Source organism: Winogradskyella psychrotolerans (assembly GCF_018860545.1).
Taxonomy (GTDB): domain Bacteria; phylum Bacteroidota; class Bacteroidia; order Flavobacteriales; family Flavobacteriaceae; genus Winogradskyella; species Winogradskyella psychrotolerans_A.
This window is the reverse complement of the sequence record NZ_JAHKPN010000056.1, coordinates 39,408-60,405: the sequence shown is the minus strand read 5'-3', so window position 1 is coordinate 60,405 and position 20,998 is coordinate 39,408. Positions and strand designations below refer to the sequence as shown.

The following is a 20,998-nucleotide window of genomic DNA, read 5'->3' as shown; positions in this document are numbered from 1 at the left end:
AGCCTTTTGATTGATAAAAGCTATACGATGTGAAGTGGAATTTATTTTAGATTATATAATTCCATTTATGCTATTGGACCGGCTCTCACTTCAGGAATGATATAAGAAATAGCATCGATTACTATGGTCTCACTATTATTAATAAAAACAGCAACTTTACTTGTAAAATGATGTTCAATATTATGATAATGATGCCCAGAACTATTAGTTTTTGAGTATAAAAAACGATCTGTTTTGTTGTGAATCTCTACAACTTGAGTCCGTTCAAAATCCCAATTAATCGTATTACTAGTCTTAATCTCTGAGATATTAAGTTCGTAATCCTTAAAATCTTTGTTCGTAGGGAATTTATCGGATTGATTTTGAGTTGAATTGTAGGCTATATTTAAATCTTCAACATTAAAAAGCGCTTTTTGAATATAACCTACGTCTGTAGTACTATGATAAACGATTCTAAGCTGTCCTTCGTTACGTTGACCTATTTGAATATGTGTAACACCAATGCTTTGCAGTTTATTTTGAATGACTTCAATAGCATTTTCCGTATCTTCTGGAGAAATTTCAGTATCCGAAAACTGAATTACAATCTGTTGATTGGGTTGCGTATATTGCTCTAAATACGTTCCTAAAAACGCTAAGAGTATAATTAACAGTCCAAAATGCAATTTGGTTTTCATGCGCCAAATATAGGCAAAAAATAAAGACTGTATTTCTACAGTCTTATCTTAAATTATATCTTAATAACGTATGCCTTTACATGCCTTCCATTTTTGAAAAACCTTCAGGTGGAGTTAAGCTTAATTTATCATCTGAAACAGATTCTTGTTTAATTTCAGTTATTTCTGAAGTCACTATGATATTTGATCCCATTTGATTTAGAGTCATCACAAAATAAAGTGGATAACCTTCAACTTCACCTCCCATTGCGGTCGTATTATGGCTAAAAGCAGAGATCTTATCTGTGGTGAACATTTGCATTTCTACATCTTGACCGTTTTGTTTCATTTTCACGAAATACTGCTGGCACTCATAACCCATTACGGTTTTTGTTTCGTCTCCTTTCTCTACAGTTACACTTTTTAAGTCTTCTTCACTTGGCACAAACGATTGCAACATATATTTCTTACCAACTCCTGGTTGATCAAATAGCATTAACATTTGCTTTTCTGCTCCATCAACAACAATAACCATATCTCCAGACATTGGATTACTTGTTTCGCTACGTGATTTATCTCCTTTAAAATAGGTAATAGCTTGTGAGTCTCCCATCGCTTTTAGTTGCGCATTCATCTGCTCGTTGTCGCTACTCATAGTTTGTTTAGCAATTAAAACTCCTTCTGTAATTTCCTCTTGAGCCGTAGCAATAAAACTTAGCATTACCGATAAACTCAATATTAATATTTTTCTCATCATTTTATTTTTATAGCATTAGTAAACAAAAACCTTACCAACAAAATATGTCAGCAAGGTTTTTATAAATTGTATGAATTATTATAAACTATAGTTCTAATAATCCATTAGTTTTCTTAACACCTTCAGCACTAGCTTTCATGTGTTCTTTTTCTGCATCACTCAATGATACATCCACAATTTTCTCAATACCGTTTCTACCTAAAACAACTGGCACACCTATACATAAATCACTTAAGCCATATTCCCCATCTAATAAGGTAGAACAAGGATAAATTTTCTTTTGATCACAAGCAATAGCTTGAACTAATCCACTTACGGCAGCACCTGGTGCATACCAAGCAGAAGTTCCTAATAAGCCTGTTAATGTTGCACCACCTACTTTAGTATCTTCTGCAACTTGTGTTAATCGCTCTTCTGATAAAAATTCAGACACTTTAATACTATTTCTAGTAGCATGTGATGTTAACGGTACCATACCTTTATCGCTATGACCTCCGATTACCATACCATCTACATCACTAATTGGAGCTTCTAAAGCTTCAGCTAATCTGTATTTAAAACGTGCAGAATCTAAAGCCCCACCCATTCCAATAATTCTGTGTTTTGGTAAACCTGTAGTTTTATGTACCAAATATGTCATGGTATCCATAGGATTACTCACCACAATAATAATTGTATTTGGAGAATGCTCTACTAAGCTCGATGATACTGTTTTTACAATACCTGCGTTAATACCTATTAATTCTTCACGAGTCATTCCTGGCTTACGAGGAATACCAGAAGTAATCACACAAATATCACTATTTGCTGTTTTTGAATAATCGTTTGTACTTCCTGTGATTTTAGTATCAAAACCATTTAAGGATGCACACTGCATTAAGTCCATTGCTTTTCCTTCTGCGTAACCTTCTTTAATATCTAGTATTACAACTTCAGAAGCAAAATTCTTAATTGCAATATACTCTGCACAACTTGCTCCAACGGCACCTGCACCAACTACTGTTACTTTCATGTTTGTTATATTTTATTAATGTAAAAAATAAGTATTAAAATTCACTGTAAATTTACAAATAAAAATACTTTTAATGAAGAAAGCACAAGGGGAAATCTTCTGGTTTTCTATTAATTTTTCACTAAAATTCTATTATCTAAAACCAAAATTGATTCCTACAGAGAAAGCATCAAATTCTGACAAATGATATTCGGCATTCAATCTAAAAAAACCTAGTTTTAATTTTGCTCCTAAAGTTCCTCTAACCGAAGATATATTACTTGATACTGAAAACGGATCTACAATGGTTTGAGTTGTTAGAAGGCCGTTCGTAACTCTATAATTTCCTAAAAGGTCTGAATCAGAGGTGCCATTAATTAAACCTAGACCACCATAAAAATTAACTATTGGTAATTTCGTAGAAGCTATCAATTGAAACAACCATGTATTGGTGTCATTTTCAAGTCGTTGATTTTCACCTTCTATTCCAGAAGACTCTGTAAGATTATATGACGCATCTACATGGTTATAAGCAACTAATACCGATAAAGCTACTGGCCAAACCTTGCTTGCCGGAAGCCAATCCGTTACCTCTAATTGCAAACCGGCTCCATACATACTTAAAGTGACATCATCGGTTTCTAATTTAGGTACAAATCGCGCTTTTAACTCAATACCTTTGCTCAGCCCTACTGCACCTTGTACAAAAGCAGTCGGCAATATATTTGCATTACTAGAACCAATTCCTTCAGGAAGCTCAAATTCAGTAGTTTGGGTCCCAAATATTGGATCATCATATTCGACTTGTACAAAAATAGCTGGATTATTCTCTCCTAAAACCGAAGATACCAATTGAGAACTTGAGCCTTCAACAAACTGAACATTGTTATAGTTAGCAGTATTTAAATTGAATACTTTATGATTTTCATTTACTAAAGCAGCATTCGCAACGACTGAAATTTCAAACCCACCTAAAGGTTTCACTTCTGCCGAACTAAACCAATTGGCATTCATACTATGCATTAATCCATTAGATCCTGGAGCTAAATAATCCTTAGCAAAGCGTTGCGCATCATCTATACCAGCTGCCAAAAACACATCGATATCGTTTTGTCCTGTAGCCGATATTGTTGTTATTATAATTAGAATAAAAAGAACTATTTTCTTCATGAGATTATGTATTAAAAGTGCTTATATCACTGTTATATTTATTTAAATTTATCATAGTTTTTAAAAATTACATCTAAAACTAATATTAGGGGTCAAACCCAAAGATTTATTTTTAACTTGAATGGAATTATTTGCATCATTTGGATCAACTTTATAATAACTAGAAATGATATTCTTTCTGTCTAATAGATTTATAACGCCAACTTTTATTGAGGATTTCATATTGCCATTTAGCTTGAAGGTATAATTTAATGACGCATCTAAACGCCTAAAATCCTCTAAATTTTCATTATTAGGTGTATCATAATTTACAAAAGTGCTATTACCATTTTGTACAGTTTCGTTCCCTGCTAAAGGTTTTGTAAAAGGTTGTCCAGATCTCCAAACCCCACCAATAGAAGCTTTTAAATTTTGAAGTACATCGTAGTTAAAAGCTAGTGATACCGAGTGCCTAAGGTCTGCATTGTTAGGAAATACAGATGGTGTTAAGCTTTCAAACTCATAATCATTGGTGCTGTAGGTATAACTTGCCCAAGTACTGTATGAATCCGCTGTTTTATTAATTAAAAACTCAAGACCTTTAACAGTATAGTTCCCTATGGCATTTATAAATTGAAAATTATTATAAAACCCTTGATTAAATGCGGTTATTCCTTCCACGGTTTTATAAAATGCTTCAATATCAACTACAAAATTATTTTTTTGATACTGAAATCCGAACGATCCCTGTTTACTTTCAGAGATAGGAATGGTTTGTTCATTAGCTAAAATCCAACGTCTATTTTCTACGCCTAAAAAATCATCTTGAAAATCTATAATTTGAGTTGCGGATTGGTTTTTAAATTCTCCTTGTAGTTTAACCGCTAAATCCCTTACTAATTGATATCTAAAATTCAGCCGTGGTTCTATGATTAATTTATTAAACTTCTGAAAATAATTAAGACGTACACCGCCTCTTAGAAAGAGTGATTTAGTCTTCAACTCTATTTCACTGTAAAAGGCATGATTTAATAAGACTTCTTTTTTAGTTTTGCTGTAATCAGGATTATTAACCGTTGTGCCATTTAAAATCCCAACTTCAGTAAATTGATACCCATTTAGAAAATTCAAGTTGTTGTGAATCTTATAATTTGTATTCAATTTCAATCCTGTTTCAAGCACTTCATTGGCTTGGGTTAATTGTTGATTTGTTTCCACACGATAATCTACAGCATCCACGTTATACTTAGAATAATATGAACTTAAATGGGTTTCAAAGCGCGAATTCCATTTAGCTTCCCAATACCCACCAAAACCTAAATTTTCTTGTTTTAAATTACTAGTTTTAGATTCACTTTGGTTGGCTGTATTAGTGAATTCCTCTTCATAATCTAAGTTATTACTAATACCTATTACATGTGCTCTAAACTTATGTTTTTCATTTAAATCAAATAATAATTTTGCAGAATAATCATAAAAATAAAACTCAGAATCTGTCGCTACCTCGCTAATATCAGCACTTGTTGTTGTAAGCTCAGTATCTTGAAAGCTCCGTTCAAAATAATTAGCATAGGTCGGCGAATTAAAAACATCTGTAAAAGAGCGTCTACCTGACACGTGTAGCGCCATTTTTTTTTTACGAATTGGAACTTCTAAGAAAGCATCTGTATGAAGTAAATTCGCGCCAAAGCCACCAGAAAACTCTTGATTCACTTTATCTTTTGTAAACATATTAATTGTACTTGAAACACCATCACTATAGGCACTTGAGGTCCCATTTTTGGTCACTATAACTTTAGACGTTAAATAGGGATTATAAGCAGAAATAAGTCCAAAAAAGTGCCCAGAATGATACATTTTTATACCATCCCAAAGCATTAAGTTTTGATCGTTAGTACCACCGCGAACATTAATATTAGCAATACTTTCATTTATGCTTTCTACACCTGGCAAAGCCTGTATAGACTGAAGCACATCGGGTTCTGTAAGTCCAGGAAGGATTCCAAATTTATCCGTATTTAATTGGGTACTTCCATCCCTACGCTGTTGTAAACCTGTGGTTAAAAACTTTGAAATTACAATTTCATTTAGTGCTTCGCTTTTCGATTTCAATATAACCGTTGCACAATCTTCATTCCCTCTTAATTTTAACGCTTGTATAATTTTAGTCTCGAAGCCTAAAAATGACATCGTGATGTTGTGGCTGATATCAATATTATGTAATATAAAGTTCCCGTTTTCATCTGTAACTACACCTTTTGAAGCACCTGAAACGTATACAGATGCCCCATATAAGGACTCAGACGCTTCGGTTTTTAAAACACCACAAATTGATATGGTTTTTTCAATAGTAGATATTGTAATGTAACGTGCTGTTAGAAACTTGAAGTTTAATAAGGTCGTTTCGTTTAAATCTGAAATAATGGATTCTAAAGATGCGTCTTCATTTGGCCTGACCACCAAAACCGAATTCACCTCATCTAAATTATACGAAAATTTAACGTCGAATTTTACTTCTAACTCTACAATGAGATTTACTAATACCAATTCTTCTTTAGTTTGTGCGATTACCGTAAAACCTAAGAATAAGAAATAAATAAAATAAATCTGTTTAGTGTGAATCATAATTATAGAATTCAACATTATTTCCATCTATAATATAACTCAGTTTTAATGGAATTGTAACCGATTTTAAGGCAATATTTTTATCCGTATGTGTAAAAGTACCAGAGAATAAAATCGATGTATTTATGGCTTTTGTTGAAATTGTGATATCGTAATGAATTTCTAATTCATCTATCACTTGCCAAAGTGGTACGTTATCAAAACTCGACTCTTGGACTAACCAAGCAGGGTTTTTATAATTAAATTCCTTAACTATAACTTGTTCTCCTTTTACAATTCTTAATGTTTTTCCTGGTGTTAATATCGTCTTTTCGCTGGCGTAGGTAACACTAACAGAACCTTCGTAACATTTAACTTCAAAATAATCTTGGCGTTCTTTTACATTAAACTGCGTTCCTAAAACTTGAACTGTACCTACACCAGTTTGTACGGTGAATTTTTCACCTTTAGTAACTTTGAAAAAAGCTTCTCCCTGTAAATCTAAAGTTCTATTTTTTTTCCAATCTTTTCTATTAAAACTCAACTGAGATTTTGAATTTAATATAACTTCCGAATTATCAGGTAAATTAAACCGTTCGATTTGCGCAATTTTGGTTGAATATGATGTGGGATTATTAAAAAACAAGACATATGAAGACCCTAACATTACAATTAAAATCGCAGCAATCTTTAAGAACGATTTAAAATTTAGAGGCACGACTTTAGTCGTCTTCTTTTTAAGTTTTCTTGTCTTAAAATCTTCTAAAGCTTTTTGCGCATCAATTTGAGGCAACTCAAACTGTTTTGAATAAAACTGTGATTTCTCTAACGTAGAAAAATCTTCATTAGGATAACGATTCTTTAACGCTTCGGTAGTGATCTCACCGTTAAACCATTTTAAAATGTCATTTTCTCTATTCATTGTTTTAAGCTCTTCAAAAGTAAGACACGTCAATTACTATTTACCCTACGTAATAATTAAAATTAATTAAATATTTACGCCTTTAATCTTTTCTCTTATAGCCTTAAGTGCGCCTGACATTCGTTTCTCAACTGTTTTTTGAGAAATATTTAATAAGTCAGCAATCTCTCTGTACTTTTTATCTTCCATTCTATTTAATAAAAAGACTTCACGCTGCTCAACACTCAACGCTGCAATAACCGTATGAAGTTTTATTTTAAACTCTTCCTCTTCTAAAAGATATTCTGGACTTAAATTTGTTTGGTCTAAATACGGGGATTCCTTAGCGTAAGTGAACACCACTTTTTGATGCCTCACCACATTTAAAAATAAATTATTAACCGTTGTAAATAAATAACTTTTTGCTTTATTAAAATCTATTTGAGAACAATTTTCCCAAATTTTAGCAAAAGCATCTTGCACCAAATCTAAAGACTGTGACTGATCACCACACTTATAGTAGGCAAAATTAGTCACAGCACGAATATGATCTAAATAAAAAGAATTGAAGTGCTTTTCTTCACAGAGTTGAGACTTGGGCTTACTCATAAAACAGAATTACAAAGATATAAATGCAAAAATAAGAATAAAAAAAAACAAATTTTTAATCCTTGATTGTCAGTGCATTAAAAAAAATTATAAAAAAAAACCATAGGGTAAAGAAGAGTTAAAGCGTCTTAATTATAGAAAGCGTAAAACACGCTATTTAATTTTACAATAATATTTAACCCAAAAATCAATAGTATGAAAAATTCAAAATTCTTAACCGCATTATTATTTATGTCCGTATTGGTAGTTACATCATGTCAAGATGAAATTGATAACGAAAATGGGGATAACCCAAACACTAATTCTGCCAATTCTACCACAGCTAGTAATTTAGAACGTTCTGCAATGTACGATGGTAGCTTTGACGACTTTTTAGATGGAATGTCCTGTTCTTCCGTTTTATTACCAGTAACTGCAACAATAAACAATACACAAGTAACACTGGTTACCTCTTCAGATTACAGCTTAGTATTAGATATCATCGGAGAATTTACAGACGATGATGATTCCGTTCAGTTTCAATTCCCATTAACTGCTAAACTAAGTAATTACACAGAAGTGTTAGTTGCTAATCAATCAGAGTTTGATGCTTTAATAGAAGCTTGTGAAAATGCTGAAAATGAGGCTGAGAATGCTATCAATTGTTTAAATATAGATTTCCCAATAACCATTTTAACCTATGATGTTAATGTAGAACAAACAGGAAGCGTGGTTATCGAGTCTGAGCAACAGTTATATGCCTACATAAATAACTTTGATGACACCGCATTCTTTGCTGTGAACTATCCGATAACCGCAACCTTAAATAGCAACACTGCTGCAGAAATAACTAGTGATGCCGATTTGCAAAGTTATATTAATGAATGTTTAACTATGTATGACGACATGGAGGATGCCGAAGAAGATGCTGAAGCCTTAGAAGACATTTTAGTTTCAGGTTTATTTACAATAGATACTTTTGTTACAGCAGGTATTGACACTGCAAATGACTTCAGTGAATTTACCTTAAACTTTGGCAATGATTTAACAATAACAGCAGAGAATACAGTTAACGCAGCTATTTCAGATGTCAATGGTACTTACGAAGTAGCCTCTGAACTTGATATTTTCTTATCATTAACGTTTTCTCAAAATGCCAACTTTGAACTCCTAAATAATACATGGGAAGTTACAAGTTATTCTGAAAGTACCATCTCCCTGCGCAGTACAACTAATGCTGCAGTTACTTTGGTTTTAACCCAAATATAAAACCAGCTTAGCAATAGTAACGTACATGTTATGGCAAAGCAGCTACTGCCATAGTAGATGCTTTTAAAATTAAAAAAGATGAAAAATTATAAACACCTATTTGTTCTTTTAATATTAACAGTGACCACAAGTTGTTCTACCGATGAATCCACTATTAATTCTGAAAATCTAGACATTAATATAAACCTCAACAGACAAAGCGTTGGCAATTCTGCGAATGATTTTTTATCAGACAGCAAATTCACTAGTTTGGTTATAGAACTTGTATATGTAGACGGTTTTGAGCCTAATGCAACCTCCATCAGTAATTTTGTTTCTTTTATTGAAAACAGAACCTATAAACCGAATGGTATTACGGTTGAAAAGAGAGGGATTATTTCACCAGGCCTTGAAAATTACACCATTCAAGACATTGCAGATATTGAGATTCAACAGCGTCAAAATTACAACTCAGAAAATAAATTGACCCTTTGGGTATTTTTTGCAGATGGAGAAGCAGCGACAAATACTGATAGTAGCAGTGTATTAGGTACAGCATATTGGAATACGTCCTTTGTTATTTATGAAGAAACTATTCAAAATCTAAGTAATAGTCCTTTTCAACCCAACCGGTCGGTTTTAGAAACCACCATTATAACGCATGAGTTTGGCCATATTCTTGGACTCACAAATTTAGGATCACCCATGGAAGTTGATCATGAAGACTTAGAACATCCTAAACACTGTAATGATGAAAATTGCCTAATGTTTTGGGCTACTGAATCTTCAAATGGTCTCGATGCTATGGCAAATATGACCTCAGCGCCAGCATTGGATAACGCATGCATTAACGATTTGATCGCCAATGGTGGTAAATAAATATTCTAATTAATTTAAAAAAACAACACAATGAAAATAACACTTATAACAATATTCACATTATTATGTATTGTAGGTAGTATTAATGCACAAGGTACAGATACCGATAAAAATAAATCTAATGCAGGTTTAAAATTTGGTTACAATTTAGCCGCTGTAAGTTTTGATGAAGATAGTGAAACAGGTCAGCGCCATGGTTTCCATGTTGGTTTTTATGGCGAATCTTTTGCGACTAAAAATATAGCGCTTCAGGTAGAATTATTGTATTCTCAACAAGGCTATGAAGTAAAAGATGACAGTGGCACCTTCACTCAGAAATTGAATTATATCATTCTACCTTTAGTACTAAAAGTTTATCCTTCAAACAATTTCTTTTTAGAAGCAGGTCCACAAATTGGGTTTGCTGTTTCCCATAAAGAAGAATTTGATAGTAATTTTAATCTTTTTGACACCGAACGAGAGTTTGAACCAAATAATTTTGATTGGGGTGTGAATTTTGGAGGTGGCTTTAAAACGGAATCAGGAATGAGTTTTGGGGTAAGATATCACTTAGGCTTAGGTGATATTTATGACGAGGGAAGTCCAAAAAATAGAGTATGGCAGTTCTCTTTAGGCTTTGACTTTTAAGAAAAAAAAAACGCATATTAACTATGCGTTTTTTTTTGATTATGATTACGCATCAATATTAGCATAAATAGCGTTCTTTTCAATAAACTCTCTACGAGGTGGTACCTCATCTCCCATTAGCATAGAGAACACTCGATCTGCTTCTACCCCATTTTCAATATGAATTTGACGTAATGTTCTAAACTCAGGATTCATCGTTGTATCCCAAAGTTGTTCAGCATTCATCTCACCAAGACCTTTATAACGTTGAATTTTTGCACCATCACCATATTGTCCCATAATCTCAGCTCGTTCTTCATCGTTCCAAGCATATTGTTTTTTAGCGCCTTTTTTAACTAAATATAAAGGAGGTGTTGCAATATAGATATGACCATTTTCAATCAACTCCTTCATGTAACGGAAGAAGAAGGTTAAAATTAAAGTTTCAATGTGAGACCCATCAATATCGGCATCACACATAATCACTATTTTATGGTATCTTAATTTTGAAAGATTCAGTGCTTTACTATCTTCTTCAGTTCCGATAGTCACCCCTAAAGCTGTAAAAATATTTTTGATTTCTTCGTTTTCAAAAACCTTATGTGTCATCGCTTTTTCCACATTAAGAATCTTACCTCTTAATGGAAGTATCGCTTGAAACATTCTGTCTCTACCTTGCTTTGCCGTTCCACCTGCCGAATCTCCCTCAACTAGGTATACTTCGCATTTTGCAGGATCTTGCTCAGAACAATCTGATAATTTCCCAGGTAAACCTCCAATACTCATTACCGTTTTACGCTGCACCATTTCACGTGCCTTTTGAGCTGCGTGACGTGCTTGCGCTGCCAAAATTACTTTTTGGACAATCGTTTTTGCGTCTTCTGGATTCTCCTCTAAATAATCTGTAAGCATTTCAGAAACCGACTGGCTTACTGCTGCAGAAACTTCACGGTTTCCTAATTTAGTTTTAGTTTGCCCTTCAAATTGTGGCTCTTGAACTTTTACAGATACGATTGCAGTTAACCCTTCACGAAAATCATCTCCAGCGATATCAAACTTTAACTTGTCTAACATACCAGATTCATCAGCATACTTTTTAAGGGTATGGGTTAATCCACGACGAAATCCAGAAAGGTGTGTTCCACCTTCATGCGTATTAATATTATTTACGTAGGAATGTAAATTCTCTGCATAAGACGTATTATAAACCATAGCTACTTCAACAGGTACTCCGTTTTTTTCACCTTCAAAAGAAATAACATCTTTCATTAAAGGTTCTCGATTACCGTCTAAGAATTTAATAAACTCACTTAATCCTTCTTCAGAATGAAACGTTTCTCCTTCGAATTCACCATCCTCTTTTTTGAAACGTTTATCAATTAAATGAATTGTAATCCCTTTATTAAGATAAGCTAATTCTCGTAAACGACTCGCTAAAGTATCGTAGCTATACTCTAAGGTCTGTGTAAAAATTGTTGGATCTGGCTTAAAAGTAACAATAGTTCCTCGCTTTTCTGTATCTCCAACTCGTTTTACTGGATACATCGCTTTTCCACGTTCGTACTCTTGCTCCCAAATTTCACCTTTTCTATACACTGTGGCTTTTAAATGTTCTGATAGAGCATTTACACAACTCACACCTACACCGTGTAAACCACCAGAAACTTTATAAGAATCTTTATCGAATTTACCACCTGCACCAATTTTAGTCATTACAACCTCTAATGCAGAAACCCCTTCTTTTTTATGTAAGTCTACAGGAATACCACGACCATCATCTTCAGTCGTAATAGAATTATCTTCGTTTATAATTACAGTAATATTATCACAATGACCAGCCAAAGCTTCATCAATAGAGTTATCAACCACCTCATAAACTAAATGGTGTAAACCACGCACACCGACATCTCCAATATACATGGAAGGACGCATACGCACATGCTCCATACCTTCTAAAGCCTGAATACTATCTGCCGAATAATTATCCTTATTAAATTCTTCTCTTTTTTCGCTCATTATTTTGAATACATTTTAGTTCGAATCTTTATAAAAAAAAATCTGCCGCTATACAACAGAATCAATTCAGCTATCATAATTTTTAGCGACTGCTTCTTTAAAATTTAGAGCTTTATTGACATAAAAAAAATGACACAGCTGTATCATTTTTGAATACTAACAAATATACGATTTTCAAACACGATATAAAAGCTTTTAACAGTTTGAAGTCGATAATTATCAACATTTGTTAATTACTTAAAACGACTAAAAAACACCTTAGAATGGATTTCAATGCTTTTATCTTAAGCTCAAACCTTGCGTAAAACGCAAAATCTCGCAGAAGCGAGATTTTGAAATTCATATTTAATGGAATTAAGTCATTTAAAGCTCAATATATATCGTTTTAATACGCCTTGTCATGCACATTAGCAATGGCTCTACCAGAAGGATCATTCATGTTTTTAAAAGCTTCATCCCATTCTAAAGCTGTTGCTGTACTACAAGCTACACTAGCTTCTTGTGGTACGCTTAATGCCGCAGCATCACTTGGAAAATGCCCTTCAAAAATACTTCTATAATAGTATTCTTCTTTATTAAGGGGTGTATTTATTGGAAAACGGAAGGCTGCATTTTCTATTTGTTCATCTGTAACTTCTTTGTCTACGAGTTCTTTTAGTGTATCAATCCAACTGTATCCTACACCATCAGAAAATTGTTCTTTCTGTCTCCAAGCTACGCTTTCTGGAATCATATCTTCAAAGGCCTTGCGAACTACCCATTTTTCCATGCGCTCTCCGTTAATCATTTTATCCTTTGGGTTAATACGCATCGCGACATCCATAAACTCTTTATCTAAAAATGGCACACGACCTTCAATTCCCCAAGCTGCTAAACTTTTGTTAGCTCGCAGACAATCGTACATGTGTAGCTTATCTAATTTTCGCACGGTCTCATCATGAAACTCTTCTGCACTTGGTGCTTTATGAAAATATAAATACCCACCAAATATTTCATCTGCACCTTCACCAGATAATACCATTTTAATTCCCATAGATTTAATAACTCTCGCCATTAAATACATTGGGGTTGATGAACGAATCGTGGTAATATCATAAGTTTCTATGTTATAAATAACATCTTTAATGGCGTCTAAACCTTCTTGTATTGTAAATTTAATTTCGTGATGAACTGTACCAATATGGTCTGCAACTTTTTTAGCTGCTGCTAAGTCTGGAGACCCTTCTAATCCTACAGAAAACGAATGTAATTGTGGCCACCATGCATCCGTTGTATCGTCTGACTCCACACGTTTTTGAGCATATTTTTTAGCTATTGCAGAGGTAACTGAAGAATCTAATCCGCCAGATAATAGAACTCCGTAAGGCACATCACTCATAAGTTGTCTATGTACGGCATCTTCGAGTGCTTTCTTTACTTCCGCGATACTTGTTTCGTTGTCTTTTACGGCATCATACTCTGACCAATCGCGCTTATACCATTTTACAAATTCACCATCTTTACTAGACATATAATGCCCAGGAGGAAACAATTGTATTTTTGTACAGATACCTTCTAACGCTTTTAATTCTGAAGCGACATAGAATGTTCCATTTTTATCCCAACCGATATATAAAGGAATAATTCCCATGTGATCTCTAGCAATGAAATATTCATCTTTTTCAACATCGTAAATCGCAAAGCCGAAAATACCATTCATGTCATCAACAAAGTCGACACCTTTTTCTTGGTATAAGGCTAAAATCACTTCACAATCACTTTCCGTTTGAAAATCGTAATCAGGATATTTAGCACGTAACTCTCTATGGTTATAAATTTCTCCGTTTGCCGCTAATATTAACTTTTTATCAGGACTTAACAAGGGTTGCTTTCCAGATGCAGGATCTACAATTGCCAAACGTTCGTGGGCCATAATCGCTTTATCATCACTATAAATTCCACTCCAATCTGGTCCACGATGACGAATTGTTTTTGCCATCTCTAAAACTTGTGGTCTTAAATCATCTACTTTTTGCTTTATATCGAACGCACATACTATTCCGCACATAACTTTTATCTTTTTTGAATTTGGCTTAATCTATTATCAGCCATATATTATTAATTACAGGACAAATATGAACTTAAACTTTCATATTAAAAACATAAATAACCATAATGGTTTCAATATGAAACTTTAAATTGTAAATAAACATCAATACACAACTAAGACAACATTAAATAAACAGATTACCTATTAATTTGTAAATTTTAATATTTATTTACGACTTAGGCTATCTAACATATTATAATTTAATCAAACCAAAAATTAATTCTATTCATGAAAACATCAAAATTACTTACTACTATTAGCTTATCATTTGTAATGCTTTTGTCATTAAATATTAATGCTCAAGAATTTGCGAAAATGGACAACAGCACAATGGACCGTGCTTACTATCCTTCCAATGCACCAAAAAGAACATTTGAAAAAACTGAGGAAGCTAAGAAGCTATCAGAACCACAAATTAGAGTCACTTACTCTAGACCCGCTAAAAAAGGCAGAGACGTATTTGGCAAGCTTTTAAAATTCGGAAAAGCATGGCGCGTTGGCGCTAATGAGTCTACAGAAATATTATTCGTAAATAATGTGACGTTTGGTGGAAAAGAAATTAAAGCAGGACGTTATAGTGTGATTATTATTCCTACTGAAAAAGAATGGACTTTAAAATTAAACACTGAACTTGACGGTTGGGGAAATTACGGTTATGATGAAACTAAAGATATCGCAAGTGTATCGGTGCCTGTAACTAAAAGTGATAAAACTATTGAAAACTTATCTATAGCGCTTTACAAAGCTTCAGATAACACTGTGAACTTAAAAATAGGATGGGACACAACAATTGCAGAATTCCCAATAACCCTAAAGTAAAATATAAACTTTAACATCTGATTGTGATATTTAATATAATATTAAGACGAATGGGTTTTACCTTTAACGCAATCATATTCACCAAAAGTCAAAAACAAATTATGAAAACCACAAGACTATTAACAACCATTTCATTTGCATTTATGATGCTTATTTCTTTTAATGCTGAAGCACAAAAATTTTCAGGCTTAGACAAAAGTCCTTTAGACGTCGCGTCATTTGGAAGAGGTAGCGATCAATTGATAAAAGTTTATTATGGTAGACCACAACTTAAAGGCAGAACTGTAAAAGAATTAACTCAAAAAGATAAAGTATGGAGAACAGGTGCTAACGAAGCCACTGAACTGATTCTTTTTAAGGATATGAAACTTGGAGGAAAGACAATTAAAGCTGGTACCTATTCATTATTTACTATTCCTGGAGATAAGGAGTGGACTATTATTGTAAGTTCTGACGTAAACAACTGGGGAACTTCAGGATACAAAGAAGATAACACTGTAGCTAGTATTACTGTTCCTGTGACAGAAGGTAAAGAATCATTAGAAGCTCTTTCTATTGCATTTGACAAATCTGATGATGGTGTACATATGTTCATCGGCTGGGGCACAACTAGAGTTGCTGTACCTTTTACTAAATAACTGTTAGCTGACATAAAAAAGTTCCGAGAAAATTTATACTTCTCGGAACTTTTTTATTTATACACTTTTCCAATTTTGAAAACCCAACATCTCGCGTTTAAACTAAGGGATATTCAAATATTTATGAGTCTGTAAGGACACTTTCCATTTCGGATTAGCCATGACATAATCAACAATTTTTGGAATCACTTTATCGCGTTTACTCCATTCGGGTTGTAAATACAAAATGCAATTATCATTTACTTTTGCGGCCTGTTCTTCAGCAAATTTAAAATCGTCATTATTATAAATGATACATTTAAGTTCGTGAGCTTTTTCTAAAACTTCTTCGGTAGGTAATTTCATTTTCTTAGGAGATAAGCATATCCAATCCCATTCTCCAGTTAACTTATAAGCACCGGAAGTCTCTATATGAGTCTGAACACCTTTTGCTTTCAATTGCGCCGTTAAAGGTCCCATATCCCAAGTTAGAGGTTCTCCACCTGTAACAATTATAGTGTCGCTATACTTTATTGCATTTTCTACGATTTTCTCTGTTTCCGTAGGTGGATGTAATTCTGCCAACCAACTTTCTTTCACATCGCACCAATGGCAACCCACGTCACAACCACCAATTCGCACAAAATATGCCGCTGTTCCTTTATGGAAACCTTCACCTTGAATGGTATAAAATTCCTCCATTAAAGGCAGTAGTAACCCTTTATCTATTAATTCTTGTCGTTCTCTTCTTGTCATAAGGCTGCAAAGATAGTTATTTAGTTTTCAGTCGCAGTCTCAGTTTGCTTTAAACTATTGGTAAAATTTAATATTTAAATTATAAAGAATTATGTCTTGAAGAAAGTGAATAAGATAATTATGAAATTGAAATCTATTTCATACGTGATTAAATTACATTATTTTTATGCAAATTTTCTGATAAATGAAGAATTCTGAAGCTTTCGTAAAAGAAATTAACGAAGGAAACACATGTAAAGGCGACTATATTACACTTGGATCTGCAATGCTTGACGGCAAAACCATGACTAATACGTTTGTAAACGTTCCCTTAAAAACCATGAATAGACATGGACTTATTGCAGGAGCCACTGGCACAGGAAAAACAAAAACATTACAAGTTTTAGCCGAAAATTTATCAGAAAAAGGTGTTCCTGTTTTATTAATGGACATTAAAGGAGATTTAAGTGGGTTAGCAAAACCAAGTCCTGGACATGCAAAAATTGATGAACGTCACGCACAAATTGGGTTGCCTTTTGAACCCAAAGCGTTTCCTGTGGAAGTTATGACATTATCAGAACAAGATGGAGTCCGTTTAAGAGCAACTATCAGTGAATTTGGTCCTGTTTTAATTTCAAGAATATTAGATGTTACAGAAACGCAAGCTGGTATTATTTCTGTCATTTTTAAATATTGTGATGACAACCATTTACCTTTATTAGACCTTAAAGATTTTAAGAAAATCCTACAATATGCTACCAATGAAGGCAAAGCAGAATTTGAAGAAGCTTATGGTCGTATTTCAACAGCTTCAACAGGCGCCATTTTAAGAAAACTTATTGAGATTGAACAACAAGGAGGAGATGTTTTCTTTGGTGAAACCTCTTTTGATACTCAAGATTTATTGAGGATTGATGATAACGGTCGCGGTTATATTAATATTATTAGACTGACAGATATTCAAGATAAGCCAAAATTATTCTCCACATTTATGCTGAGTTTATTGGCTGAAATTTATTCAACATTTCCTGAACAAGGAGATAGTGGACGCCCAGAACTTATTATGTTTATTGACGAAGCACATTTAATATTTAATGAAGCTTCGGACGCCTTATTAAGTCAGATTGAAAGCATTGTAAAACTCATTCGTAGTAAAGGTGTGGGTTTATATTTTGTAACCCAGAATCCAACAGATGTACCTGAAGCAGTTTTAGGCCAATTAGGACTTAAAGTACAGCATGCCTTAAGAGCCTTTACCGCAAAAGATAGAAAAGCGATTAAATTAACGGCTCAAAATTATCCAGATACTGAGTATTACGATACCGCAGAAATTTTAACCTCTTTAGGAATAGGTGAAGCTTTAGTCTCTGCTTTAGATGAAAAAGGAAAACCAACACCTTTGGCAGCAACCATGTTGCGTGCTCCCATGAGTAGAATGGATATTTTAACGGAATCGGAATTAGCAAATCTATTATCGCAATCAAAATTGGCTAGAAAATATAACCAAGAGATTGATAGAGAAAGTGCTTACGAAATGTTGAATAAAAAAATTGAGCAAGCCGAAGCAGAAGAAGCAAAACAAAAAGCGAAAGAAGAAAAAGAAGCCTTAAAACGGGCTGAAACTAAAAGAAACACAAGAAGCTCTACAAGAAGACAAAGCACAAGACAAAACCCATTAATAAAAGTATTAACAAGCCCTACAGTAATAAGAAGTGTTCTTGGTATATTAACCAAAATGCTTAAATAATATCAACTACAACCTATTATGAAAAACACCCTATTTGCTGCATTAATTTGTGCAGTTTTAATAACAAGTTGCACCAAAGATGCCTCAGTAGACCCTTTTTTAATCTCTAAAACGCGTATAGGTTTACTAACGGACTCTACACAAGTTAAAGACTTAGATGCTATTTATAGTAATGACTCTATTGTAAGATACGTTTCTGGAGATGAATTTATTGGCTCAGTAAACACCATTGAAATCTTTGAAAAAGGAGGCAAAAAACTTCTAGACTTATCTCCAAGAGAAGCTTTAGATTCAACCTCTGTTATCTCCAGCATAAACATCATTGATTCACGATACCACACCAATAAAAACATATCTAAGTTAAGTACATTCAAAGATATCAAGGCAGCTTATAAAATCTCTAAAATTGACAATCTTATCAATGTTATAGTAGTCTCAGTCAATGAGGTTAACGCGTCCTTTACTATTGATAAAAAAGAATTACCTGCTAGTATGCGTTTTAATATGGATATGACAATCGACCCGATTCAAATTCCTGAGAAAGCTAAGATTAAATATTTTATGGTTCACTGGTAGAATAGAAGTTAATTGAAAAACATGGATAAAAAACAAAAATATAAAATTCAAGATTCGCCATTTCTAGTGCCTACAGAAGATGGTAAAATTATAAAAGAGCATTTTGGTAATGCCACAGATGGCAATTCTGAAATAAGCATCGCGCATATGGTGGCTCCTGCAGGTTGGTCAGAACCTTTTCAAACTCCAGAATTTGATGAATATACTTTTATAATAAAAGGAAAAAAACAATTTATTATTGATGGTGAAACTATCGTATTAGAAGCAGGTCAGTCTATTAAAGTTGAAAAAAATACACGCTTACAATACTCTAATCCATTCACTGAACCATGTGAGTATTTAGCAATTTGTTTGCCTGCATTTTCAATTGAAGCCGTTAATAGAGAAGACCAATAAGTATGAGTAGTTTTGTGATTAAATCTATTGGCAATGCACTTAATGCAACCAGTTTAATTTCGTCTAAGTATGCCGTTAAAAAAGCGATAAACATCTTTGCCTCTCCTAGAAAAGGACGCTATAATGATGTTCAAAAACAGATTATAGAATCAGCATTTTACGAAGAAATTCGTTATAATAATATGGATATCGCAACCTATCGTTGGGTTGGAAAAGGCAAAACTGTATTACTTGCTCATGGCTGGGAAAGTAATGCATCGCGTTGGGCATATATTTTAAAAGAACTCAAGGCACAAGATTACAATATTATCGCATTAGATGCGCCTGCTCACGGAAGATCAGACGGTAAACAATTTAATGCTATTCTATATTCTGAATTCATAAATGTGGTAGCTAATAAGTTTAATCCAGACGTATTAATTGGTCATTCGGTTGGTGGTATGGCTAGTGTTTTTTATATGCACAAACATCAATTACCTTCCATAAAAAAACTTATTCTATTAGGAGCTCCTGCACATTTCACAGGAGTATTCGATCGTTATAAATCGATGATGGGTTTTAATACTAAAATTTCAAAAGGATTGGACAATATTATTATTGAGCGCTTTGGACAACCCGTTTCTTACTTTTCGGCAGCAAACTTCACAGAATCTATTGACGCAAAAGGATTAATTATTCATGATAAAAAGGATCGCATTATACCTTATGAAGATGGTTTATTAATTGCAAATCGCTATAAAAATTCTGAATTCATTTCTACTACCGGTTTTGGGCATGGTTTAAAAGATGTTTCTTTAACACCTAAGATTATTGAATTCATTAATGATTAATCTTTATCGTATTTTTGCATCATGTCACAAGATTTAAAACGCCTAAACAAATACCTCAGCGAAGCTGGCTATTGCTCGCGAAGAGCCGCTGATCGCTTAATTGAAGCAGGACGAGTCACCATTAACGATGTAACACCAGAAATGGGAACTAAAGTAGCACCTGACGATGTGGTTAAAGTAGATGGTGAAATAATCGGTGAGCGCCAACAAGATTTTGTGTATTTAGCTTTTAACAAACCGATAGGCATTGTTTGCACCACTGATACGCGTGTTGAGAAGGACAATATCATTGATTATATTAATTACCCTAAACGTATTTTTCCTGTTGGACGATTAGACAAACCAAGTGAAGGTTTAATTCTTTTAACTGACGATGGTGATATTGTAAACAAGATTTTACGAGCAAGCAATAATCACGAAAAAGAATACATTGTTACCGTAGACCAACCGATTTCTCAAACGTTTATTGAGCGTATGGCTGGCGGTATTTATTTAGAAGATTTAGACAAACACACTAACAAGTGTAAAGTAAAAAAGATTGACAAATTTACATTCAGTATCATTTTAACGCAAGGCCTAAATAGACAAATCCGAAGAATGTGCGAGTATTGTAATTATGAGGTTCAATCTTTAAAACGTATTCGGATTATGAATATTAAACTTGATGTGCCTTCTGGTCAATACAGAGAATTAACCAAAGAAGAGTTTAAAAATTTGACTGATTTAATCGCTGATTCTACTAAGACTTACGAAGCTAAAAAGGAAAGTGAAATGCGGAATACTAGACGATAATT

At 33.5% G+C, this 20,998-nt stretch carries 20 protein-coding genes; 10 read left to right on the top strand and 10 right to left on the bottom strand.

Translation table 11 applies throughout. The features are described from left to right. Window positions 1-65: 65 nt before the first annotated feature. The 7 genes from KO515_RS18450 to KO515_RS18420 all read right to left on the bottom strand — a co-directional run bounded on the left by KO515_RS18450 (window position 66) and on the right by KO515_RS18420 (window position 7,667). Entirely contained in the window at window positions 66-677 is a 612-nt protein-coding gene (locus tag KO515_RS18450; RefSeq protein WP_215937820.1) for a hypothetical protein, read from the bottom strand. A gap of 76 nt (window positions 678-753) precedes the next feature. After that, window positions 754-1,410, bottom strand: a complete 657-nt coding sequence (locus KO515_RS18445; RefSeq protein ID WP_215937819.1) for a DUF4412 domain-containing protein — start codon at window positions 1,408-1,410, stop codon at window positions 754-756. 88 nt (window positions 1,411-1,498) lie between these two features. After that, window positions 1,499-2,425 (bottom strand): malate dehydrogenase, encoded by a 927-nt coding sequence (gene mdh / locus KO515_RS18440; protein WP_215937818.1) that lies wholly within the window; start codon window positions 2,423-2,425, stop codon window positions 1,499-1,501. Window positions 2,426-2,557: 132 nt separating this feature from the next. After that, entirely contained in the window at window positions 2,558-3,574 is a 1,017-nt protein-coding gene (locus KO515_RS18435) for a DUF6588 family protein (protein ID WP_215937817.1), read from the bottom strand. Between the two features lie 60 nt (window positions 3,575-3,634). Then, window positions 3,635-6,178, bottom strand: coding sequence for a TonB-dependent receptor (locus KO515_RS18430; RefSeq protein WP_215937816.1), 2,544 nt, complete (start codon window positions 6,176-6,178; stop codon window positions 3,635-3,637). Further along, a complete protein-coding gene (locus KO515_RS18425) occupies window positions 6,165-7,079 on the bottom strand; it encodes a FecR family protein (RefSeq protein ID WP_215937815.1) in 915 nt (304 codons plus the stop codon). The genes KO515_RS18430 and KO515_RS18425 overlap by 14 nt, the downstream gene beginning before the upstream one ends. Before the next feature lie 66 nt (window positions 7,080-7,145). After that, window positions 7,146-7,667 (bottom strand): RNA polymerase sigma factor, encoded by a 522-nt coding sequence (locus KO515_RS18420; protein ID WP_215937814.1) that lies wholly within the window; start codon window positions 7,665-7,667, stop codon window positions 7,146-7,148. A gap of 195 nt (window positions 7,668-7,862) precedes the next feature. Here KO515_RS18420 and KO515_RS18415 point away from each other — a divergent pair, with 195 nt between their 5' ends. The 3 genes from KO515_RS18415 (at window position 7,863) to KO515_RS18405 (ending at window position 10,400) form a co-directional block, all read left to right on the top strand. Next, window positions 7,863-8,915, top strand: coding sequence for a hypothetical protein (locus KO515_RS18415; protein WP_215937813.1), 1,053 nt, complete (start codon window positions 7,863-7,865; stop codon window positions 8,913-8,915). A gap of 78 nt (window positions 8,916-8,993) precedes the next feature. Further along, the gene (locus tag KO515_RS18410; protein WP_215937812.1) at window positions 8,994-9,773 is read left to right on the top strand and encodes a membrane metalloprotease; all 780 of its coding nucleotides are present in this window, start codon (window positions 8,994-8,996) and stop codon (window positions 9,771-9,773) included. A gap of 30 nt (window positions 9,774-9,803) precedes the next feature. Next, window positions 9,804-10,400 carry a porin family protein gene (locus KO515_RS18405; RefSeq protein WP_215937811.1) on the top strand — a complete coding sequence of 199 codons (597 nt, stop codon included), beginning with the start codon at window positions 9,804-9,806 and terminating at the stop codon, window positions 10,398-10,400. Between the two features lie 45 nt (window positions 10,401-10,445). Here KO515_RS18405 and gyrB read toward each other — a convergent pair whose 3' ends face one another. Further along, on the bottom strand, window positions 10,446-12,395 hold the full coding sequence (gene gyrB, locus KO515_RS18400) for a DNA topoisomerase (ATP-hydrolyzing) subunit B (protein ID WP_215937810.1): 1,950 nt from the start codon (window positions 12,393-12,395) through the stop codon (window positions 10,446-10,448). A gap of 385 nt (window positions 12,396-12,780) precedes the next feature. Beyond that, the gene (gene asnB / locus KO515_RS18395) at window positions 12,781-14,442 is read right to left on the bottom strand and encodes an asparagine synthase B (RefSeq protein ID WP_215937809.1); all 1,662 of its coding nucleotides are present in this window, start codon (window positions 14,440-14,442) and stop codon (window positions 12,781-12,783) included. Between the two features lie 270 nt (window positions 14,443-14,712). Here asnB and KO515_RS18390 point away from each other — a divergent pair, with 270 nt between their 5' ends. Both KO515_RS18390 and KO515_RS18385 read left to right on the top strand, forming a co-directional pair. Then, complete coding sequence (locus tag KO515_RS18390; protein ID WP_215937808.1) at window positions 14,713-15,303, top strand: DUF2911 domain-containing protein; 591 nt, start codon at window positions 14,713-14,715, stop codon at window positions 15,301-15,303. 101 nt (window positions 15,304-15,404) lie between these two features. Beyond that, window positions 15,405-15,941 carry a DUF2911 domain-containing protein gene (locus tag KO515_RS18385; RefSeq protein WP_178984478.1) on the top strand — a complete coding sequence of 179 codons (537 nt, stop codon included), beginning with the start codon at window positions 15,405-15,407 and terminating at the stop codon, window positions 15,939-15,941. Between the two features lie 102 nt (window positions 15,942-16,043). Here the strand turns inward: KO515_RS18385 and KO515_RS18380 are convergent, their stop codons facing one another. Further along, the gene (locus KO515_RS18380) at window positions 16,044-16,676 is read right to left on the bottom strand and encodes a 7-carboxy-7-deazaguanine synthase QueE (RefSeq protein ID WP_215937807.1); all 633 of its coding nucleotides are present in this window, start codon (window positions 16,674-16,676) and stop codon (window positions 16,044-16,046) included. A 184-nt stretch (window positions 16,677-16,860) separates the two neighbouring features. On the opposite strand from KO515_RS18380, the gene KO515_RS18375 reads away from it, so the two are divergent. From KO515_RS18375 to rluF, 5 genes are read left to right on the top strand one after another with little or no spacing between them, the layout of a single operon-like run. Further along, window positions 16,861-18,402, top strand: a complete 1,542-nt coding sequence (locus KO515_RS18375; RefSeq protein WP_215937806.1) for a helicase HerA-like domain-containing protein — start codon at window positions 16,861-16,863, stop codon at window positions 18,400-18,402. An 18-nt stretch (window positions 18,403-18,420) separates the two neighbouring features. Then, window positions 18,421-18,978 carry a hypothetical protein gene (locus tag KO515_RS18370; protein ID WP_215937805.1) on the top strand — a complete coding sequence of 186 codons (558 nt, stop codon included), beginning with the start codon at window positions 18,421-18,423 and terminating at the stop codon, window positions 18,976-18,978. A gap of 21 nt (window positions 18,979-18,999) precedes the next feature. Continuing rightward, the gene (locus KO515_RS18365) at window positions 19,000-19,374 is read left to right on the top strand and encodes a cupin domain-containing protein (RefSeq protein ID WP_215937804.1); all 375 of its coding nucleotides are present in this window, start codon (window positions 19,000-19,002) and stop codon (window positions 19,372-19,374) included. Between the two features lie 2 nt (window positions 19,375-19,376). Then, window positions 19,377-20,204, top strand: a complete 828-nt coding sequence (locus KO515_RS18360; RefSeq protein WP_215937803.1) for an alpha/beta fold hydrolase — start codon at window positions 19,377-19,379, stop codon at window positions 20,202-20,204. A 21-nt stretch (window positions 20,205-20,225) separates the two neighbouring features. Beyond that, window positions 20,226-20,996 (top strand): 23S rRNA pseudouridine(2604) synthase RluF, encoded by a 771-nt coding sequence (gene rluF / locus KO515_RS18355; protein ID WP_215937802.1) that lies wholly within the window; start codon window positions 20,226-20,228, stop codon window positions 20,994-20,996. Window positions 20,997-20,998 lie beyond the last annotated feature (2 nt).

Excerpts from the sequence above, each read along its gene's own strand:
- KO515_RS18450 (WP_215937820.1), bottom strand. The coding sequence starts at position 677 with ATGAAAACCAAATTGCATTTTGGACTGTTAATTATACTCTTAGCGTTT.
- KO515_RS18445 (WP_215937819.1), bottom strand. The coding sequence starts at position 1,410 with ATGAGAAAAATATTAATATTGAGTTTATCGGTAATGCTAAGTTTTATT.
- mdh (WP_215937818.1), bottom strand. The coding sequence starts at position 2,425 with ATGAAAGTAACAGTAGTTGGTGCAGGTGCCGTTGGAGCAAGTTGTGCA.
- KO515_RS18435 (WP_215937817.1), bottom strand. The coding sequence starts at position 3,574 with ATGAAGAAAATAGTTCTTTTTATTCTAATTATAATAACAACAATATCG.
- KO515_RS18430 (WP_215937816.1), bottom strand. The coding sequence starts at position 6,178 with ATGATTCACACTAAACAGATTTATTTTATTTATTTCTTATTCTTAGGT.
- KO515_RS18425 (WP_215937815.1), bottom strand. The coding sequence starts at position 7,079 with ATGAATAGAGAAAATGACATTTTAAAATGGTTTAACGGTGAGATCACT.
- KO515_RS18420 (WP_215937814.1), bottom strand. The coding sequence starts at position 7,667 with ATGAGTAAGCCCAAGTCTCAACTCTGTGAAGAAAAGCACTTCAATTCT.
- KO515_RS18415 (WP_215937813.1), top strand. The coding sequence starts at position 7,863 with ATGAAAAATTCAAAATTCTTAACCGCATTATTATTTATGTCCGTATTG.
- KO515_RS18410 (WP_215937812.1), top strand. The coding sequence starts at position 8,994 with ATGAAAAATTATAAACACCTATTTGTTCTTTTAATATTAACAGTGACC.
- KO515_RS18405 (WP_215937811.1), top strand. The coding sequence starts at position 9,804 with ATGAAAATAACACTTATAACAATATTCACATTATTATGTATTGTAGGT.
- gyrB (WP_215937810.1), bottom strand. The coding sequence starts at position 12,395 with ATGAGCGAAAAAAGAGAAGAATTTAATAAGGATAATTATTCGGCAGAT.
- asnB (WP_215937809.1), bottom strand. The coding sequence starts at position 14,442 with ATGTGCGGAATAGTATGTGCGTTCGATATAAAGCAAAAAGTAGATGAT.
- KO515_RS18390 (WP_215937808.1), top strand. The coding sequence starts at position 14,713 with ATGAAAACATCAAAATTACTTACTACTATTAGCTTATCATTTGTAATG.
- KO515_RS18385 (WP_178984478.1), top strand. The coding sequence starts at position 15,405 with ATGAAAACCACAAGACTATTAACAACCATTTCATTTGCATTTATGATG.
- KO515_RS18380 (WP_215937807.1), bottom strand. The coding sequence starts at position 16,676 with ATGACAAGAAGAGAACGACAAGAATTAATAGATAAAGGGTTACTACTG.
- KO515_RS18375 (WP_215937806.1), top strand. The coding sequence starts at position 16,861 with ATGAAGAATTCTGAAGCTTTCGTAAAAGAAATTAACGAAGGAAACACA.
- KO515_RS18370 (WP_215937805.1), top strand. The coding sequence starts at position 18,421 with ATGAAAAACACCCTATTTGCTGCATTAATTTGTGCAGTTTTAATAACA.
- KO515_RS18365 (WP_215937804.1), top strand. The coding sequence starts at position 19,000 with ATGGATAAAAAACAAAAATATAAAATTCAAGATTCGCCATTTCTAGTG.
- KO515_RS18360 (WP_215937803.1), top strand. The coding sequence starts at position 19,377 with ATGAGTAGTTTTGTGATTAAATCTATTGGCAATGCACTTAATGCAACC.
- rluF (WP_215937802.1), top strand. The coding sequence starts at position 20,226 with ATGTCACAAGATTTAAAACGCCTAAACAAATACCTCAGCGAAGCTGGC.